The 18,447-nt window shown below is 55.3% G+C and carries 11 protein-coding genes; 7 read left to right on the top strand and 4 right to left on the bottom strand.

Annotated features, from left to right (window positions below; translation table 11 throughout):
• Positions 1-35 precede the first annotated feature (35 nt).
• The 4 genes from ESZ00_RS15915 to ESZ00_RS15900 all read left to right on the top strand — a co-directional run bounded on the left by ESZ00_RS15915 (position 36) and on the right by ESZ00_RS15900 (position 6,449).
• Entirely contained in the window at positions 36-1,145 is a 1,110-nt protein-coding gene (locus tag ESZ00_RS15915; RefSeq protein WP_129209288.1) for a LacI family DNA-binding transcriptional regulator, read from the top strand.
• 82 nt (positions 1,146-1,227) lie between these two features.
• Positions 1,228-3,888 (top strand): glycoside hydrolase family 2 protein, encoded by a 2,661-nt coding sequence (locus ESZ00_RS15910; protein WP_129209287.1) that lies wholly within the window; start codon positions 1,228-1,230, stop codon positions 3,886-3,888.
• Entirely contained in the window at positions 3,878-5,206 is a 1,329-nt protein-coding gene (locus ESZ00_RS15905) for an APC family permease (RefSeq protein WP_129209286.1), read from the top strand. Before ESZ00_RS15910 ends, ESZ00_RS15905 begins: the two co-directional genes overlap by 11 nt.
• A 178-nt stretch (positions 5,207-5,384) precedes the next feature.
• Complete coding sequence (locus tag ESZ00_RS15900; protein ID WP_129209285.1) at positions 5,385-6,449, top strand: serine endopeptidase; 1,065 nt, start codon at positions 5,385-5,387, stop codon at positions 6,447-6,449.
• 95 nt (positions 6,450-6,544) lie between these two features.
• Here ESZ00_RS15900 and ESZ00_RS15895 read toward each other — a convergent pair whose 3' ends face one another.
• Complete coding sequence (locus ESZ00_RS15895) at positions 6,545-7,570, bottom strand: DUF3829 domain-containing protein (protein ID WP_129209284.1); 1,026 nt, start codon at positions 7,568-7,570, stop codon at positions 6,545-6,547.
• Positions 7,571-8,148: 578 nt separating this feature from the next.
• On the opposite strand from ESZ00_RS15895, the gene ESZ00_RS15890 reads away from it, so the two are divergent.
• From ESZ00_RS15890 to ESZ00_RS15880, 3 genes are read left to right on the top strand one after another with little or no spacing between them, the layout of a single operon-like run.
• Positions 8,149-9,075, top strand: coding sequence for a DUF1175 family protein (locus ESZ00_RS15890; RefSeq protein WP_129209283.1), 927 nt, complete (start codon positions 8,149-8,151; stop codon positions 9,073-9,075).
• Positions 9,072-13,757 carry an alpha-2-macroglobulin family protein gene (locus ESZ00_RS15885; protein ID WP_129209282.1) on the top strand — a complete coding sequence of 1,562 codons (4,686 nt, stop codon included), beginning with the start codon at positions 9,072-9,074 and terminating at the stop codon, positions 13,755-13,757. Before ESZ00_RS15890 ends, ESZ00_RS15885 begins: the two co-directional genes overlap by 4 nt.
• The gene (locus ESZ00_RS15880; RefSeq protein ID WP_129209281.1) at positions 13,754-14,527 is read left to right on the top strand and encodes a hypothetical protein; all 774 of its coding nucleotides are present in this window, start codon (positions 13,754-13,756) and stop codon (positions 14,525-14,527) included. Before ESZ00_RS15885 ends, ESZ00_RS15880 begins: the two co-directional genes overlap by 4 nt.
• Here the strand turns inward: ESZ00_RS15880 and ESZ00_RS15875 are convergent.
• The 3 genes from ESZ00_RS15875 to ESZ00_RS15865 form a co-directional block, all read right to left on the bottom strand.
• Positions 14,467-16,143 (bottom strand): SpoIID/LytB domain-containing protein, encoded by a 1,677-nt coding sequence (locus ESZ00_RS15875; RefSeq protein ID WP_268235311.1) that lies wholly within the window; start codon positions 16,141-16,143, stop codon positions 14,467-14,469. The genes ESZ00_RS15880 and ESZ00_RS15875 overlap by 61 nt on opposite strands.
• 17 nt (positions 16,144-16,160) lie before the next feature.
• Entirely contained in the window at positions 16,161-16,898 is a 738-nt protein-coding gene (locus ESZ00_RS15870) for a penicillin-binding transpeptidase domain-containing protein (RefSeq protein ID WP_164981550.1), read from the bottom strand.
• A gap of 274 nt (positions 16,899-17,172) precedes the next feature.
• The gene (locus tag ESZ00_RS15865; protein ID WP_129209278.1) at positions 17,173-18,396 is read right to left on the bottom strand and encodes a DUF3617 domain-containing protein; all 1,224 of its coding nucleotides are present in this window, start codon (positions 18,394-18,396) and stop codon (positions 17,173-17,175) included.
• Positions 18,397-18,447: the final 51 nt, after the last annotated feature.

Raw genomic sequence — 18,447 nt, 5'->3', positions numbered from 1 at the left:
CCCGTCGCCGGCCGGAGCCCGGCAAAGGTATTGTGATGGCCAAGCGCAAGTCCGGACATGTCACCCTCAGCGATGTCGCACACGCCGCGGGGTTTTCCGTCTCCACCGTCTCCATCGTGCTCAGTGAGGCGCCACTCTCGCGCCATGTCGCTGCCACCACGCGCGAGCATATCCGCGCTACGGCGGCGCATCTCGGCTACCATCCTGATGCCTTTGCCCGTTCTCTCCGTAAGCGCAGCTCGCGCACTATCGGCGTACTTGCCTTCGACCTGTCAGATCCTTATTGCGTGCCCATCGTGCGCGGCATTCACTCCGCACTGCAAAGCTCGGAGTATCTGCCCATGGTGCTGGACGCTCAGACCGAGCGCCGCCTGTTTGACGAGCATCTCAGGCTGCTGCTTGAGCGTCGCGTGGAAGGTGTCATCGTTATCGCGAGCTGGGTTTTTGACGAGGCGAATCTCTTTGCAGATGTTCGCAAGAATTCGGTGCCCATTGTCATCATTGGCCGTGACCTCAGCGCTCGCGGTGTCAGCTCATTCCTGCTCGACAATGAAGAGGGGGGCGCACAGGCGCTTCGGCATCTTGCCGGACTAGGTCATCGTCGGATCGCTGTTATCACCGGCCCGCACGAGATGTTTGACAGCAAGCCACGTTGGCTCGGCGTCGAACGAGCATCCGAAGAGTGCGGCATTGCGCTCGATCCGCTTCTTGTGCAGCAGCTGCCCTCCTTCGGTGATGCCGAGCACGGATTTGAGGGAGGCCGCGAAATTGCCAAGCGTCTTGTAAACACCGGCCGCCCCTTCACCGCAGTTCTCGCCTTCGATGACCTTACTGCGCTTGGTGTTGTGCGCGGCCTTGCCGAGATGGGCATCCACGTTCCGCAGGACTGCTCGGTTATAGGTTTCGACGATGTGTTGCCTGCTCGTGTGGCTACGCCTGCCATCACCACGATCCGTCAGCCATTGCGTTCCATGGGCGAACACGCAGCACAGCGCATGCTCGAACGCCTGGCTGCGCCCCAGCAGGCCCGTGAGCGTGCTCGCGTTCACAAGGCAGCGCCTCAGCTTATCGTCCGCAGCTCCACTGCGCTCTACCGCAAATCCGAGTCATCAAAAGGGCGCCGCAAACGTCTTGACAGTCGTTGAAATAATCGAGTCAGAATATTGAAACGATTGAATATTCATAAGCACCGCCTACGCTTTCAAGAAAATAGAGGGAGTCCCAAGTATGACGTCCGCTCGTTCCATCGCCGCTCTCGTCATGGCTTTTCTATCGCTGCCTGTCCTCGCCAGCGCGGAGACCACCGTTTTTCATGACGGCTGGAAGCTGGCCTCTACATGTTCAGGCATCGGCGCTGTCACTGCAGATGGCGCCGCTGTTTCGAAAACCGATTTCGACGATACCTCGTGGATCGCAACTTCTATTCCGTCGACTGTGGTCGCCGCGCAGGTGAAGGCGAAGCTTCTCCCTGACCCCTACTTTAGCGACAACCTCCGTAAACTCCCCGGTATGAGCTATCCCGTAGGTCATAACTTCGCCAATCTTCCTATGCCCGATGACAGCCCTTATCGCTGCGGCTGGTGGTACCGGAAAACATTCTCTGCGCCCGCATCTGGCAAGGGTGCACATGCCTGGCTGCACTTCGGGGGCATCAACTATCGCGGTGAGCTCTGGGTGAATGGCCATCACATCGCAGACAAGAATCAGATTGCCGGCGCCTACCGTACGTATGATTTCGATGTAACCTCCGCGCTTGAGCCTGGTCGTGAAAACACCGTTGCCGTCGAGGTCTTCGCGCCTACAGAGAAAGACCTCGGCATTAATTGGGTCGACTGGAACCCGGCGCCCCCGGATAAGGACATGGGTCTCTGGGGCGACGTGGATCTCGTCTCCACCGGTTCTGTCACGCTGCGTTCGCCTATGGCAACCACGCACTTTACTGATGGAACGCTGCAAGCCGCAGAAGTTACCGTCTATGCTGAACTGCATAACGCCGCCGATCACGTCGTCGATGCTACGGTGAGCGGAACCGTCGCGGGTGTGGCCATCACCCAGGCCGTTACACTTCAGCCAAACGAAGATAAGACCGTCATTTTTACTCCCGCTCACTATACCGCGCTGCGCATCGAACATCCGAAGCCGTGGTGGCCTGCGCAGATGGGCGATCCGCACCTCGAGCAGCTTAAGATGGAGGTTGCCGTCTCCGGCGTAAAGACCGACGGGCAGTCCACTGAGTTTGGTCTCCGAGAAGTGACATCCGAGCTCACTGCGAACGGTAGTCGCCTCTTTCGTGTCAACGGCAAACCTATCCTCATCCGCGGCGCAGGCTGGTCGCAGGACATGCTCCTGCGCAATGATCCGCAGCGCCTCCGCGAGCAGATCCGCATGGTTGGGGATATGCACCTTAACAGCATCCGCCTCGAGGGAAAGCTCGAGAGCGAAGACTTTTTCCGCCTCACCGACCAGCATGGGATTCTCGTCATGCTGGGATGGTGCTGCTGCGATCACTGGGAGAAGTGGGAGACCTGGACCAACGAAGATCGCAAGATTGCTGCGGCCTCACTACGTGATCAGCTCCTTCGCCTGCGTCAGCATCCAAGCCTGCTCGTGTGGCTCAACGGCAGTGACAATGCGCCTCCTGCGGATGTCGAGCGCAGTTATCTTGATGTCGAGGCGTCTGTACACTGGCCCACGCCCATCATCGCCTCAGCATCTGCCACAGATACCGTTAACTCCGGCTCCAGCGGTGTGAAAATGACGGGTCCGTATGACTACGTCGAGCCTAGTTATTGGTATGTTGATTCGAAGTTTGGTGGAGCCTACGGCTTCAATACCGAAACCAGTCCTGGTCCTGCTATCCCATCGCTCGCCAGCCGCAAGCTCTTCCTCAAAGAGCCGGAAGCGTGGCCGCCTGCTGCGGAGTGGAGCCTTCACTATGGAGGCGGTGAATTCAAAGATTTGAACGTCTTCGATGGAGCAATGACCGCTATCTACGAGAAGCCCGCGAGTGCTGCGGACTATGAACGCATAGCGCAGACCATGACCTACGATTCTGAACGTGCCATGTTTGAGGCATACTCGCGCAATAAGTACTCGAGTACGGGTGTCGTGCAATGGATGCTGAATAATGCGTGGCCTTCGATGATTTGGCACTTATACGATTACAATCTCGATGCAGATGCTGGCTACTTTGCTGTTAAGCGTGCCTGCGAGCCGCTGCACATCCAGTACTCCTATGACGATCGTTCCGTCGTTGTAGTGAATAGTACTTACACGCCCACCTCCGCGCTGCATGCATCGATCCGCGTGCACAATCTCGAGTGGAATCAGGTGTATGCGTCGGATCGCATGGTAAGCCTCGCGCCTGATAGTGTGCAGCAACTTATTGTTCTGCCCGAGTCACTCTACACCGGCTCCGAGCGTATTCTCTTCGTCTCGCTCACGCTTGTCGACTCAGAAGGCAAAGAAGTTAGTCGCAATTTCTATTGGGTCCCCGTCATGCTTACTACCTTCGACTTTACCCGTACCGATTACACGCATACACCGGCCTCGCGTTACGAAGACCTCAGCGCGCTCACACATCTTGCGCCAGCAAAACTCGAAGTCCACGCCGAAACTGCATCCAGCGCACACGCAGTCAAGATCACTTTGAGCAACCCTTCCAACGCTCTGGCTTTCCAGGTGCACGCCGATATGCGCACGCCTGAGGGAGCACTCGTTGCACCTGTTCTCTGGTCTGATAACTGGATCGAGCTTGCACCCGGGGAATCCACTACTCTTATCGCTGAGTTACCTGAAGCTTCGGAACCACATAGCACCGCACATCCGGTTATAGAAATATCCGGCTGGAATGTAGCTCCGATCAAGGTTGATACGCATGGTGACTAACAGCGCGGCACAGGCAGATACCAATCACGGCCTGCAGCGCCGACTGATGCTCTGGGATCTCATCCTCTATGGCATCATTCTGGTGCAACCCACTGCGCCCATGCCGCCTTTCGGTGTCATCTACACTACTGCGCACGGCCACGTCGTTACCGCTATCTTGCTCGCCATGGTAGCCATGCTCTTTACCAGCTTTAGTTACGGGCGCATGGCGCAGGCCTATCCACAAGGGGGCTCGGCTTTTCTCTATGTCAGTAAAGAGCTCCACACGGGTCTCGGTTATGTGACCGGATGGTGCCTTATCCTTGACTACGTCCTTAACCCGCTCATTTGCACTATCTGGTGCGCGCGGGCGGCGATAAACTTCTTACCTCACGTGCCCTACCCACTCATGGCCACGTTCTTTGCTGTGCTCTTCACCGCGCTCAACTGCCGTGGTGTGGAAACCTCTGCGCGTATCAATCGTGGCATGGCGATTGCTCTAGGATTGGTAATCCTATTGATCATCGCCGAAGCCATCCACTGGCTCCTTCAACTTAACCATCCAGAGCCCGGCTTCTTTACGCATCCCTTCTACGATCCACAAACCTGGAACACCAGCGGCCTATTGCGTGGCACCTCCATCGCAGTGCTCACCTATATTGGCTTTGACGGCATCTCTACGCTGAGCGATGAGGCTGTGCGCCCGCAGCGAGATATTCCGCGTGCTATCGTGCTTACATGCCTGGTCACCGGCATTCTGTCGAGCCTCGAAGTCTATCTAGCGCAGCTTATCTGGCCGCGCGGTGCGAGTTTCCCGGATGTCGACACAGCGTATGTCCATGTTGCGCAACGCCTGGGCGGACCGATCCTCTTCCTCATTGTCAATGGCACGCTGCTTCTCGCTAACATGGGCTCTGGCCTCGCCTCGCAGCTCGGTGCTGCACGCCTGCTCTATGCCATGGGGCAGGATGGTGCGCTGCCTCGCCGCTTCTTCGCTCAAGTCTCCAGCGGTGCGCGTGTGCCGCGCAACAATGTGCTTCTACTCGGATCCATTGCACTCATCGGCGCGCTCAGCTTCAGCTATGAGCTGGGCACTGAGCTGCTCAACTACGGCGCGCTGCTCGCTTTTATGGGAGTTAACCTTGCTGCCGCAGTACGTGCCATTCGTAGCGATGCACGCCGCGAATGGCCTAGCATCCTCTTTGCGTTAGGAGGCCTTGCTACCTGTTGCTTTCTCTGGGGCAATCTTGGCCGACTTGCGCTCTCAGTCGGCACTATATGGGCTATGGGCGGTATTCTGCTCTATCTCGTGCGTCGTCGCCATACGCACCTGCCATAGCGCTATTTTGCAGTTTTACTTGTCTCGAGTTTTGTCTACGCCGCTCTGAAATAGGTGATGGTCTCGCTACGATCTACCTGTGAAAAATATTCTCCAGCAGTCCCGGTGCACCTTGTCGATTTTCATGTTGCATGGCCACAATGAAATATGACATGGATCTATGGCCTAAGGAGAATGAATGAGTAAATTGCGACTTTCTGAGAAGTGGTTTCAGCGCGGGCTTTGGCTTATTGCTGTGCTCTTCGGCGGATTCCTGGTAGGTCTTGGCCGACTTGTTGTAAGTGATCTTCCAAGTGTAGTGCCTCCGCGCAGTGTCGACTCTTATGTCGACCAGTCTAAGGTGGCTACGGTGCAGCAACTGCTTGCTAAGGATCAAGCTGCACTGGACGACAATCAGAAACTTCTCGACCAGGCGACCGCGAAATATGAGCATGCACAGCAGGAGTCTAGCGATGCCCATGACACATTTCAGAATTGGATTGCGACCCGCCAGGCCACTGGGCAATCGAATCAGGACGCGGAGGTCATTAAGAGAACTCGGCAGCTTGATGATCTAAAGGCGAACGAGCAGAAGCTTCAGGAGGATGTTGATCACATCCAGAAGCAGAGAGAAAGCCTGCTAAAGCCGCAACAGGAGCACCAGGCAGTCATTGATCAGGCTCAGGCAGATGCGCAAGTCCTCTATGACAAGGAAATGCACCGGGTGGCGTTGCATGTCTTTCTTATGCGCCTTGCCTTCACCTTGCCGCTTCTGCTGGTCGCATGGTTTCTCTTCCTTAAAGCACGGAAGAGCTCACAGTGGCCGTTTGTCTGGGGCTTCATCTTCTTTGCTCTCTTTACCTTCTTTGTGGAGCTCGTGCCCTATCTTCCCAGCTATGGAGGGTATGTCCGCTACATTGTAGGCATTGTTGTGACTGTGCTATGCGGTAGCTACGCCATTCGCGCGTTGCGTCGTTATCTCGAACAGCAGAAGCTGGCGGAGCAGCTTCCAGAAGAAGAGCGTCGCAAAGATCTGGGCTACGATACAGCTCAGCTGCGCCTGGTAAAGGGCGTGTGCCCTGGGTGTGAGCGTCCCTTTGATGTTGCCGACACAAAGAGCAACTATTGCATGCATTGCGGCCTGCTGGTCTATATCCATTGCCCTCAGTGTGATACTCGGCAGACAGCATTTTCCCGCTTCTGCCGCACCTGCGGAGCAATCAAGGCCAATGCGAGCACAGACGCAAAAACAGTTCAGGGATAGCCGGCTTCATCGAATAATTCTTGTAATACATGCAATGCCGCGCGAACTTTGTTTTGCGCGGCATTTGGTGTGTTTGGCGATCGCTCTGAGGTGATTTACCTGCTGACTCCCATGGATGCTGCATCGTTGAAGCTCTTTACAGCCTGGTTGTAGTAATACATGACCATTTGAAGTGGATACCTGGCTTTTTTCTTGTCGACGTCTGTAAGCGGGCCGTTGGCAGGCAACGCTGTCTGCGCATCGCGTGCCGCGCCTAACTCTCGATCCAGATCACTACTGATGGTCGTCCATACCGGGTCCATGTTTCGCTGGTCTGGCTTGCCTTCGTCGGGATGAGTTGCGAGATAAGTGCGTGCGGCATCCAGTGCATCCTGCAAGGGCTTCGAGGCCGCAGCCATGGTTTGTGCGTCCAGCTTTTCAGCCTTTGTAAGTGTTACGACCGAGTCATTCAGTGAGCGCGCTGCAAGCATGCTGTTCATGGTGTGCCAATGCAGGTTGCGCCCTTCCTCTTTTTCTATGGCATCCAGTTCATGCTTTCGCAGTACGGTTTGCTGATCGTGGACGGCGTTTTCAAGCGTCTGCATGTCATTCCAGAGCCGTTTTAGCAGCGGGCTGAGTGTCGCATCCAGTTCCTTGCCTTTTGTGAAGTTATCCGCAAGCCAACCCTTTTGCCTTATGTAATCCTCAAGCGCATCCCCTGGTGCTTGCAGCTGCTTGAGTGTGTTCGCGGTATCTTGTGCGGTGGCGTCTACTTGAGGGATTGCCGGCAGCATGGATGCGGACTTGTTCAATCCATCGATACAGCTATCTTCAAACTGATGCGAGACTTCAAATGGCCGGATCTTGAAAGAGAAGAATGCGACATCCTTTGTTTTGCTCTGCTTCAGTTGATCCATGTCCTGAAAGTAGACGGGGGTCATTTCTTCAAAGTGCGCAAATGTCTGATTGATGCACTCGATGATTGGTTGTTCTTTGTCCATCGCATTCTGGTCTTCGCTCGACAGTACAGTCTTCACTGCTTGCTGTACCGTGGGCTTGGACTTACAGCCATTGAATATGCTCGATACGCCAAACAGCAGAACGGCTGCGCCTGCAATGTTTAGCGCATGTCGGGCTTGCATGATCGTCTGTAGTCTCCTGCATGAGAAGAGAAGTAAAAAGCGTTTAGATGCGGCAAGAGTCCTTTGCGCTTACTTCGCCTGTTGATTTTCCATCGGTTTCTTGTAAATCTGGCAACTCTCTTGCCCTCTTCTCCGGTGAGCTGTCCCTTTGATGGCGGAGTGAGTGAATAAAATAGCGCATTCAGCGAGCTGTTTTGAGCGGTGCCGGCGGGGCTTCGCTAGATGAGCAGAGTTGTGCGGGTGCATTGTGATTCCCAACGGTGCTATGGTGCCCGTTATCGAAGATCGGGGAGACGTCATCAAGGACAAATGGGCCTTTGTGGTTCGGGTCAGCAGAGGCCGGTCTCTTCACGGCTGAATAGCGTCTTGCCTTTTGCTTTTGGATGCATGCGGTGGAACATGGAGTGGATACTGATTTGTGCCAGCCCTAATGGAATGTCCGGACTCACTCTTCTCATTGCAATAAAGTCGCATTACTATGAAATTGCTTGAGCTCCCGAAACACTGTTAGCGTATTAGCCGCACTGCTCTGCGTCGCAGGGATTTTATTTTCCTTATGGACTCTGAGGCCTGTACATTTGCGCATCCTGGATCAGAAGCTCGAGATGCCGGCCGACGGCCGCTTTCATCATCTCGGTCTGATCTCCTTTGCTGACGGTGGCCCAATGAATGTCTCAAGAGTTTCTGTCACCGGCTTGCTCGCACGGGCTTCAGAGGCAGGGAAGTCAAAGGTAGATCTGGTGGTTCAATCGCCTGTTCTTCCAGGCAAGGATACGGTCCGAATCTCTTATGGAAAAGCCACTGTAGCATTGCGGGTTCATTTTGTTCCTAGCGAGGATGACATCATCGGTGATGGCACTCCCGACTTTCTTCGCTTGCATACGGCTGAAGATCGTAATGCATTTCGCGGATGGTTTACAGCGATGGCAGAAGCCGCTGCAGATCTGCCACGGGAAAAGCTTCCGGCAGAAATCGATGATTGTGCCGCGCTGTTGCGCTGGTGTTATCGCAACGCGCTGCATGCACACGATGAGGCATGGCTCGGCGAGGCTCCGGACGGCGTTGATCTGGCACGGCCTTCCGTGAGGCAGTACGCATATCCGCTCACGCCTCTGGGGGCCGGCTTGTTCCGTGTGCGGGATGGCTCCTTTGCGCCAGGTGACGAAAGCAATGGCGCATTTGCGCAGTTTGCAGATGCGAGGACGCTATGGCGGCTGAATACCTTCTTCCTTAGCCGGGATGTGCGGAATGCGCGTTCAGGTGATCTGCTGTTTTTTCGTCAGCTGGAGCAGAACTCTCCTTATCATTCGATGATTGTCACGGGAGAAGGGCAGAAATGGGTGATTTATCACACGGGGCCGATCGGGCGTGGACCGGGTGAGGTGCGCCGTGTGCTTCTGCAGGATCTCTTGCAGCATCCCGATCCCAGATGGCGGCCCAATCCAGAGAACAGTAACTTCCTTGGCGTATATCGCTGGAATATTCTTCAAGAGGATCCTCGATGAGATGGCGCGCGCTCCTGCTGCTTGCCTTCCTGACATTCGCTGCTTCCTGGTGCCATGCCCAGGACGATGCCGTATCGTTCAACCTAAGCACGAGTAAGACCTTCGCGGAAGGTGAAAAACCGACCATCCATCTCTACACGCATAATGTGGATGCGCTGGAGTTCCGTGTCTATCGTGTGCATGATCCGGCGAAGTTTGTTGAAAATCTTCGCGAACTGCATTCCTTCGGTCCGGAAGGCAGCCTGCTCGGGCCGGAGCAGGTGGATGAGAAGACCTGGCTGGAACGTTTTCATGATTGGAAGTCCGATTTGTGGAGCCGCGTCCGCGCTTTCTTTCGGCACCAGTTCTCACACGATGCGCGCCGGCAGCTTCGCCGGCAGCAGACCAAGCTGAGCCGGAAGAGCCGTATCGTCTCTGAGGCGGAATTCGCACAGATTCCGGTGTTGAACTCCTCCCAACTCGTGGCGCGATGGCGTGAACAGGTGCCGTCTACTTATATCTCAGATACGAACGAGTTACCGGTTCCAAAACTCGATGCCGGTTTATATCTTCTGGAGGCCACGGACGGGCGCTACAAGGCCTATACGCTGCTGATGGTAACGAACATGGCGCTGATTACGCGCACAGGTTCGACTGAAATCACGGCGTATGTCGTAGATCGTGCGACAGGAGTGCCTATTGCTGGCGCAAAGGTGGATGCAGGATACGGACCGAAGCGTTTTGCCTCTGCAATCACAGACGCGAACGGCGTCGCCGATCTTCCGGTACAAGGAAAAAAGGGCGTGGACGATGAGCTCTGGGTCATCTCCGCAAAGGATCGCGAAGTTGCAGTCTCTACGCCGGGCGGCTGGATGCTGAGTGATGGGACGAGCCATAACATGGTGGGTTATGCGTTCACTGAGCGGCCCGTATATCGCCCCACCCATACGGTGCATTGGAAGGCGATCCTTCGAGAGAAGAGTGGGAACTCGCTTGCGATGCCGAGCGAAGCTAAGGTACACGTCAGCATTTTGGATGGCGCTGACCAGACCGTCTTTGAGAAAGATATGCCTGTTACAAACGGCAATATCTCTGGCGATTACGATCTGCCGAAGGACGCTTCGCTGGGTTATTACACGCTTCGCGTGGGCAGCGGCGATGATGCATTTGCAACTGCCAGCTTCCATGTAGAGGAGTACCGCAAGCCGGAATACCGCGTCCAGGTGACGGCGCAGCAGAAGCGCGTGCTGGAAGGTACAACCGTGCCAGTCACGATTGACGCGCGCTATTTTTTCGGTGAGCCGGTTGCGGGTGGCAAGGTGAAGTACCGTATCTATCACGAGCGGCATGATTGGTGGGGAGAGCCTGAGGACGACGATTCTCCTGCGGATACCGATAGCAGCGACGATAGCGATGATAACGGTGATGAAGAGGCTGAAAAGACCGGTGTTCTGGATGCCAATGGCCTTCTGACGGTGCAGGTGCCTACTCAGGTCGAGGATAAAAACCATAGCGACTTGGACTATACCGTCGAGGCTGGTGTGACCGATGCAGCGAACCGTGAGATCACTGGTCGTGGACGCTTCCTCGCTACCTATAGCACCTTCCGGGTTAAGGTGGAGCCTGTCAGTTATGCTGTTAGGCCCAACGATATGGCCAAGGTGCGTGTTACTGCCGTGGATTATGACGATAAGCCGGTGAGCACGCACGTTCATCTGCAATTGCGCTTCCGCCGCTGGGAGGACGGTCACACCAGTACGGTGGATGGTGCTTCGAGCGATGTGACCACGGACGCTTCCGGTCATGCTATGGGTGAAATTGCAGTGGGCGCACCGCAATCCAGTGCTGGAGAGGTGGTGGCTACAGCGAGCTCTGTGCAGAGTGGTACGCCCGATCCTGTAGATACGAGCTTCCTGTACATCTTGGGGGCCGGAGAGCAGTCGTGGGACAGCAGCGATGATACGGCGCAGATTATTACGGATAAAAAATCGTACGCGCCGGGAGATATAGCGCATATCAGCATCGTGTCCGAGGTGGAGGGTTTCCACGCACTTGTGATTACAGAAGGCGCATCGCTGCTGAAGCGAGACGTTCTGCATACGGACGGGAGAACGGTGTCGTTCGATCTGCCCATCACGGCGGATGCGCAGCCGAATATTACGATCTCTACACTCTTCCTGAAGAACAATACTCTCTACCAGGCAACGAAACGTATCCAGGTGCCGCCTGCGCAGCAGAAATTGCAGGTTGAGGTCACGCCGACAAAGGAGATCTTTCAGCCGCAGCAGAGTGCGACATACGATGTGTCCACGATGGACTCCACGGGGAAGCCGGTCAGCGCCGATGTAAGTTTCGGCGTGGTGGATGAAGCCATCTATTCGCTTTACCCGGATACGAGCGGCGATATGATCAAGAGCCTGTATCCGCAGCGCTATAGCAGTGCGGAGGTGGAGACTTCGCTGGACTATTATTTCAGCGGAGAAGCTGGCGAAAAGTCACCTCTACTGGCAGAACGTAATCGCCGTTATCATCCGCAGCTGGCACAGGTGAAACCGGGTAATGAGGCCGCTCCTAAAGTGCGTAAGGCATTTCCGGATACGGCCTACTGGTCGCCTGATGTGCATACAGATAGCAGCGGTCATGCCCGCGTGACGCTGACCTTCCCGGATGCCCTCACCACGTGGCGTACAACCGTTCATGCCATTACGAATGACTCAAAGGCAGGATCGGCCTCGAGCAAAGTGCTGGTGAGAAAAGATGTGCTGGTGCGCATGGGAACGCCGCGCTTCATGCTCAAAGGGGACGAGATTACGCTCCCTGTCATCGTGCATAACTACCTCGACACTGCAAAGATGGCAAAGGTGTCGTTGCACGTCAGCGGTCTGGACGTGGTGCATGCGCCGGATGCGAGCGTGAGCGTTCCTAGTAAAGGAGAAGCGACAGTGATGTGGCGTCTGCGTGCATCGCAGGTCGGCACGGCAACGTTGGTGGGGGCCGCGATTACCGATGTTGAATCGGATGCGTTGGAAATCAGCTTCCCCGTAGAGCCTGCGGGCGTTGCCAAGACGATCGCGGCCAGCGGGGTCATTGCACAGTCTTCATCACAGGCGAATGCAACCGTGCATTTTCCCGCGGGAACGGATGTCGATGCGCACTCTCTGCATATCGAAATAAGTCCATCGATTGCTGGCTCGCTCTTCACCGCGCTCGATTACCTCACCAGTTATCCGTACGGTTGCACGGAGCAGACTATGTCCAGCTTCCTGCCGAATGTGATCGTTTCTGAAACCCTGCGGAAGCTTAAGCCGGGAACACCGATCGATGAAGCAGATTTGCGCGCGAAGATGGTGGCAGGGCTTGATCGGCTGCAGGATTATCAGCACGATGATGGCGGTTGGGGCTGGTGGAAGGAGGACGACAGCCGTGTCTACATGACTGCCTATGTCGTAGGCGGGCTCGGTCAGGGAGAGCAATTTGTGCCGTTTACGCCCCAGCAAAAGCAAATGCTGGAGAACGGCATGAATTATCTTCGCGATGCTCTGAAGCAGCATCCCAGGATGCGCCCGGAGTTGCGTGCGGCTGTCGTATACGCGCTTGCCAATGCTGGCGAGAAGAACCTGAAGGATGCACTCAATGCTCAATGGGAGCGTCGCAAAGATCTGCAGCCGGAGGCGCTTGCGATGACCGGTCTGGCCATGCTGCAAGTGAATGACACCCGTGCCGGAGACGTGGCAGACGTGCTGCGGAGCAAAGCAGTGCGCAAGGGCGATCTCGTCTCCTGGGCCGGATCGTATGTGCCGCTCCTGGATGCCGAATATGAGAATGACGCAGAGGCCACTGCTTATGCCGTGCGTCTCCTGGCACGGATCAATCCGAATGACGCGCTGCTACCCGCAGCGGCGCAGTGGCTTATGCTGGAGCGCAACAATGGCGGATGGTGGGATTCCACGGAGCAGACCGCGATGGTGCTCTTCGGACTGATCGATTACCTGGCTGCGTCGCATGAGCTGGATGCAAACTTTACCGTGGATGTTCTGGTGAATGGGAAATCTGTAGGGCAGCATGCCTTCACGATGGATGATGCGTTGCATGGCGCGAGCCTGAAGCTCGATGTCGGAGGCGCGCAACTCGTGCCAGATGGGAACAATATCCAGATTGTGCGGAATAGTGGTTCTGGCCGTGTGTACTGGTCCGTGCGCGGTCGATACTTCTCTACAGAAAAGAAGGATTATCAGGCAGGGATGCTGTCACTGAACCTGACACGCGACTATTACAAATTGCAACCGACGCAGAAGGACGGCAAAGTGATGTACAGCCTTATTCCGCTTGCTGGCGATGCGCAGGTCGGCGATGTGCTCGCCGTACATGAGGCGATCAACGGCTCGCCCATGCGTTATCTGCTGCTGGAAGACCCGATTCCCGCAGGCGCGGAGTTCATCACAAACGAAGGCAGTTATCCCGTCGAAAGCCGTCCGGGCGGATGGTATGACTGGTTTACGCGACGAGAATTTCACGACGATCACGCTGCGTTTTTCGCCAGCGACTTTGATGGACGGCAGGAAATCTTCTATCTGATTCGCATTGTGAACCCAGGCAGCTTCAACATCAGTCCATCGCACGTGGAGCCTATGTATCAAACAGGAGTGCAGGCTTCCAGTGATGCGCGTCACCTGAATGTTCCTGCTCCGGGAGGCGCGCAATGAGCGGATCGCGGCCATTTTTCCGCAGCACAGCGGCATTAGCATTGCAGCAGATTGTGCTCGTCGCGTTGCTCGCGCTCCTGCTTGCAGCCTGGCTGCATATTCCGGATGCCAATGCCTTTGAGATATTGATCAGCATTGTCCTCGGGATGCTGATTGCTGGTGTTGTGGGCATAGGGGAGAGCGTAATTGCCCTTCGCCTGATGCGTAAGGTGATCTCTGCGCGTCGCTTGTTGCTGGGGTTGGGGATTGTGCTTATCGCTATGCTGCTTTGGTATGCGATCTCGCTGGGTCTGGAACAGCTAAGTGCGAAGGAAGGTTTGTGGGCCGGTTATCTGAACTCGCGTTTTCCGGCTTCACTGCGAAATTTCTTTTCCTATGAGCATTTCTACCTCTGGTTGTCCTGGATCTTAAGCGCACTTCAGTGGATTGTGGCAGGTCTGCTGGCGGCGGGAGCCTTTGCGTGGATTGCATGTAATGCACCGATGCGCAGCTTTCGAGCGATTCTTCTCGCGGGCAGGTTTTGGATGGCACTGTTACTGCTTGCGATCATCGGCGTAGTGATTACAGGCATATTGCTCTCATGGACTCCGGGGCATGGCCTTGCAGTAGAAGCATTCAGCCTCGTGTTTCGCGTACTGACCGTGGTGGTATTGAATGCAGCGGCGATTGCCTGGCTATTGCAGGTTATGGCGCATGTAGCGCTGGGGGTTCAATCTGTAGGAACAGATGAGCCGCCGATGATCCAGCCACGCACTGTAGACATTCCATAGTGCTCCAGGAGTTGTCGTGTGCGTGCCGCCGCCGCCCGGTGTGCGGCCTCGCTCTCATGCCTGCTGTTGGCATTCTGCAGTAGCCGCTCGGTATCCGCTACGGAAAGTGAAGGAGGGGTGCGAGGTGCATCGCCTGCAAGCACTTCCACCATTCCTTCGCGCAGCCATAGCGGAGTTTTCTCATTTGTGCTCATCTCTACGGCAACATGCAGCATTTCATGCTGCAGAGTTGTTGCTAGCGATGCGCTATTTGCCGCAAACACAGATAAAGGCTGTAACGTAATCGTCGCTCCGGCTGTGCTCGCCAATTGCCATCCTGGCTGCAAGGTCATCTGTCGAAAGAGTTCTGTGCTGGGCGCGAAGATGACTTCAGGTATAACTTGCTCCCGTGGTGGGAAACTGCTTTTCGCTATCTTCCAGGCGCTTACTGCGCTTTCGATCAACGGTGGCTTGAGTGCGATTGTGCTCGCGAAGCGGACATCTTCCTGCGAGCCCTGTTTCCATCCTTCATCTGTGCTTGTGACGCGCACCTTTGTGCCAGGAAAGTAGAACGCAAGAATCTCGCGGTAGGACCTACCCATGCGTGCCATCTCCGTTGCGCCCTGCTGACAAAGGCCAACGCCGTGGCCGTGGCCATGTCCATCTAAGACCAGTATGCCGTTGCGAACCCGGAGATCGTAGGCATCGCTTCGTATCAGGTTCCATCCCAGGGAGCGTCCCACGGCGAGGCGCAGTGCAGGTGCTGAGACAAGGGATTGCTTTCCGCTGTCATCGGTGAACGCGATGGTTCGTGAGCGCAAGGAAGAGGTTCGGTCTATGACCTGTGCAGAAGCGATATGCGACGGTATGTGCCAGCCTTCGCGCATTGCGATCTGCTGGATTTCGGCAAGTGGTATCTCTGCATGCCAGCTTGCTCGATCTTTGCGCACGCAGTACGGATCCTGGATGGAGCGAAGATAGGGAACATGGGCGAGCTCCGGCCACATGGCTCCGGCGCTCTCGGTTGTACCTCCGCAGCTTCCGCTGAAAAATACCTGCGCGCGTTGCGAGCCCCACCACAGTGTTTTGCCTGCGGTGCTACGAACGGCTTCGCGGACTGCACTGGATACAGGTCCTAGCCGCATATCCTGGCAGGCCGTGCTGTCGCAGATATCGCTTGGCAGTTGACTGGAAGTGCTTCTCGCGGGAACTGCTCGCATGGCAATTGTTCTTGCTACGATTGCCATAGCGCGGAGAGATTCTTGAGGCTCGCCTGATGGTGTTTCACCCATGAGAACGGCTGCTACATACCGCTCACTCGGCAAAGTAAGAACGACATCGATATTGCCCTGGCTTTCAGACCGCAGGTGCCATCTGCCGTCTGCAGTACGAACTTGTGCGTGCTCTTCATCGCGAACCGTGAGTGGACCGCCTGCGAAGACTTCATGCACGGCCGGTATGTGCAGCGGAGTCGTAAAGGATTGATGTCGGCAAGTGGCGCACAACGCCCACCAGGCTTGCGGACCGGATGCGGCGACAGTGATGCTCCGCGGAGGCAGCGTAGAAAACAATGCGACACTTATATCTCGTCCGCCGCCATCTTGCTGCGCCAGACAAGAGAGTGCAGAGCATAGCATGAGGCCAGCAAGCCACCTCATGGAGCATCCTCAGGTAGAAGGTGCTGGAATACATGACTGGCCAGAGTTGCGGCAATGCCGCCGTCGCCGCGTGGTACATAAATCACCAGTACAAATCGATTCGGTATTCCGCCAGCAAACCAGCCATGAGTCCACCATTCTCCAGGGTTGCTGGCCGTGCCTGTTTTTCCGAGCACCCCTGCTCCTTTGATGCGCGCATGATTTGCCATGCCGTACGCAACAGAATCGCGTAAGCCATTCCACACTACGCTTGTATGTGCCTCATGTAGAAACAACGCGCGATAGGCAATGGCCATCTGTATCGGAGTGGTCGAGACATTTTCCAGTCCAAGCACGGTAAGGATGCGGTCATCTGGCTCATCAAAATGCGTCGTGGAATATGGCAAGCCGGTTTGCTGCAATGCAGCTTGCAGATCTTGTGCTGTCATGCGCTGTGCCAGCGAGGCAAACCATGTGTTGCATGAAGCCGCAAGCGCGTCCTCGGCGTCCAGCAGAGGCTGGTCGTTGGGATGAGAACAGGGGAGGGATCGGCCAGCGACATGAAGTGTGCGGCGGCAGTACACTCGCGTGTTTGCATCGACGATGCCATGTTTTAAAGCATAGGTGAGCAGGAAGGGTTTGATTGCAGATCCAGGTGTTGAGGCGTGTGGTCGTCCTTCTACTGCTAACACTTTTCCCGTATTCCAATCGAGCAATACACCGGAAGCCTTGGCGGCGTGAAGTTGTTCTTGCAATATGCGCCCACTTATCGAAGAAGGGCTTTTTTGCGTCTGTAATAGGGAAGCGGAAAGAGGATGTGTTCTAGCTGGAATTAGTCTGCTTTTGAGTGAGAAAGAAGCTGATTCAAGCCGATGTACGCTCGCAGAAGGAGAATGCGCGCTGCCCCCAGAGCTTGTTAAATGCACCGACGAAATCATCGCTAGTAGCAGACAGAGCACGATCTATATTTAACCGCGATTCTCAGAAAATGGCATAAGTGAAGCTGAGCAACGCATTTCTAGCGCGAGCTTACTGGTTTTGCGTGGCCGGCGGTTTCACCGCTTCGCAGTTCTCTCCAATAAATTTCTCGCTTCCACTCATCCTCTCGGTGGTATATGGTTTGCCATCATTGAGAAGGTTGATTGTCATTGTGAAATGAGCCGTTTCCGCGGAATCGAATTTCAACTCGACGTGAGTCGCTTCATCTGGCTCCGTGCATGAAATATCCGCGCTGTAGAGATTGTTTTCGAGCTGTTCCCGATCAAGATCACATTTGTCACTTGTTTCGATTGGCCTCCAGGTTTGCGGAGTAATGCAACGGCGGCGATCAAAGGATTTTTGGTCAGGCTTGCTGGACTTATCCATTTCGGTCAGGGTAGATGTACCTGTTACTTCCCATAGCCCCATCCTGATTGCAGGGGGAGCAATCGGTGCTTTCGGCGCCTCATCTTCGGCAGATATCGGGTAGAGGTCATGCCCATCGACCTGAAACCCTTCTATCGTCATAAAAAGGAAGCCGGTTTGTGCCGTGTATTCGCCCCAGTTTGAGCCGAACCGGGAGGTTGCCTGATAAGACGTTCCCGCAGGCATCATGAGGAAAAGTCCTCCGTCCACCATGAGCGTGCAGGCTGACTGGATAGGCTTATCTCCGTTCCCAATATCAGGGTTACTCGGAAAGTAGGAGGCAGGTTCGGTCTCCGCGGCCCATTTCCCGCTATTATCTTTTGCTCGTACGACGTAATCACCATCGAGTTTTTCAAAGCGCATGGCAGACGGGCGATGCGCTTTGGTTCCAAACTCGCCTAGCCATCGATCGCATGCAGCCGGTACATGCAGAGGATAGACATCGAATAAGGCTGGCTTATTGTTATCATCGCTGGCCTCAAGAAAGCCTGTCTCTGCCTTCTTGCCTTCATAGATAGTTCCTGCTGGAACGCGTATCAGCCTGCCGCCTTTGCCCTTGAGCACACAGGCGTCTGTCGTCGGCTTACCGTCGACTCCTGCTGTAACGGCACTTGGATCAGCCTTGACGGTGTCGAACGTTTGCCATGTTCCATCTTTTCTTGCCTGGAGAACGTATTGCTCTTCCTGCTTCTGAATGCGAAAGTCAGCAACATTCTGTGGAGTGAGCGAAAACTCGCCGATCCATGCATCGCATGCGGAGGAAATTATTGCCGGAGTCACAGGTGTGGACTGTGCCAGAGCAGCGCAGCAAGAAAGTATGAGCAGGAGAATCGCAGGAGCCAACCGCATGGAATCATGATAGCTGTTTCATGCCATAGTCAAACATGCTTTAGTCGCTCA

Origin of the sequence: Silvibacterium dinghuense (assembly GCF_004123295.1) — a bacterium.
GTDB lineage: Bacteria > Acidobacteriota > Terriglobia > Terriglobales > Acidobacteriaceae > Silvibacterium > Silvibacterium dinghuense.
The sequence above is the reverse complement of the archived record's forward strand: the minus strand, read 5'-3'. Positions and strand labels throughout refer to the sequence as shown.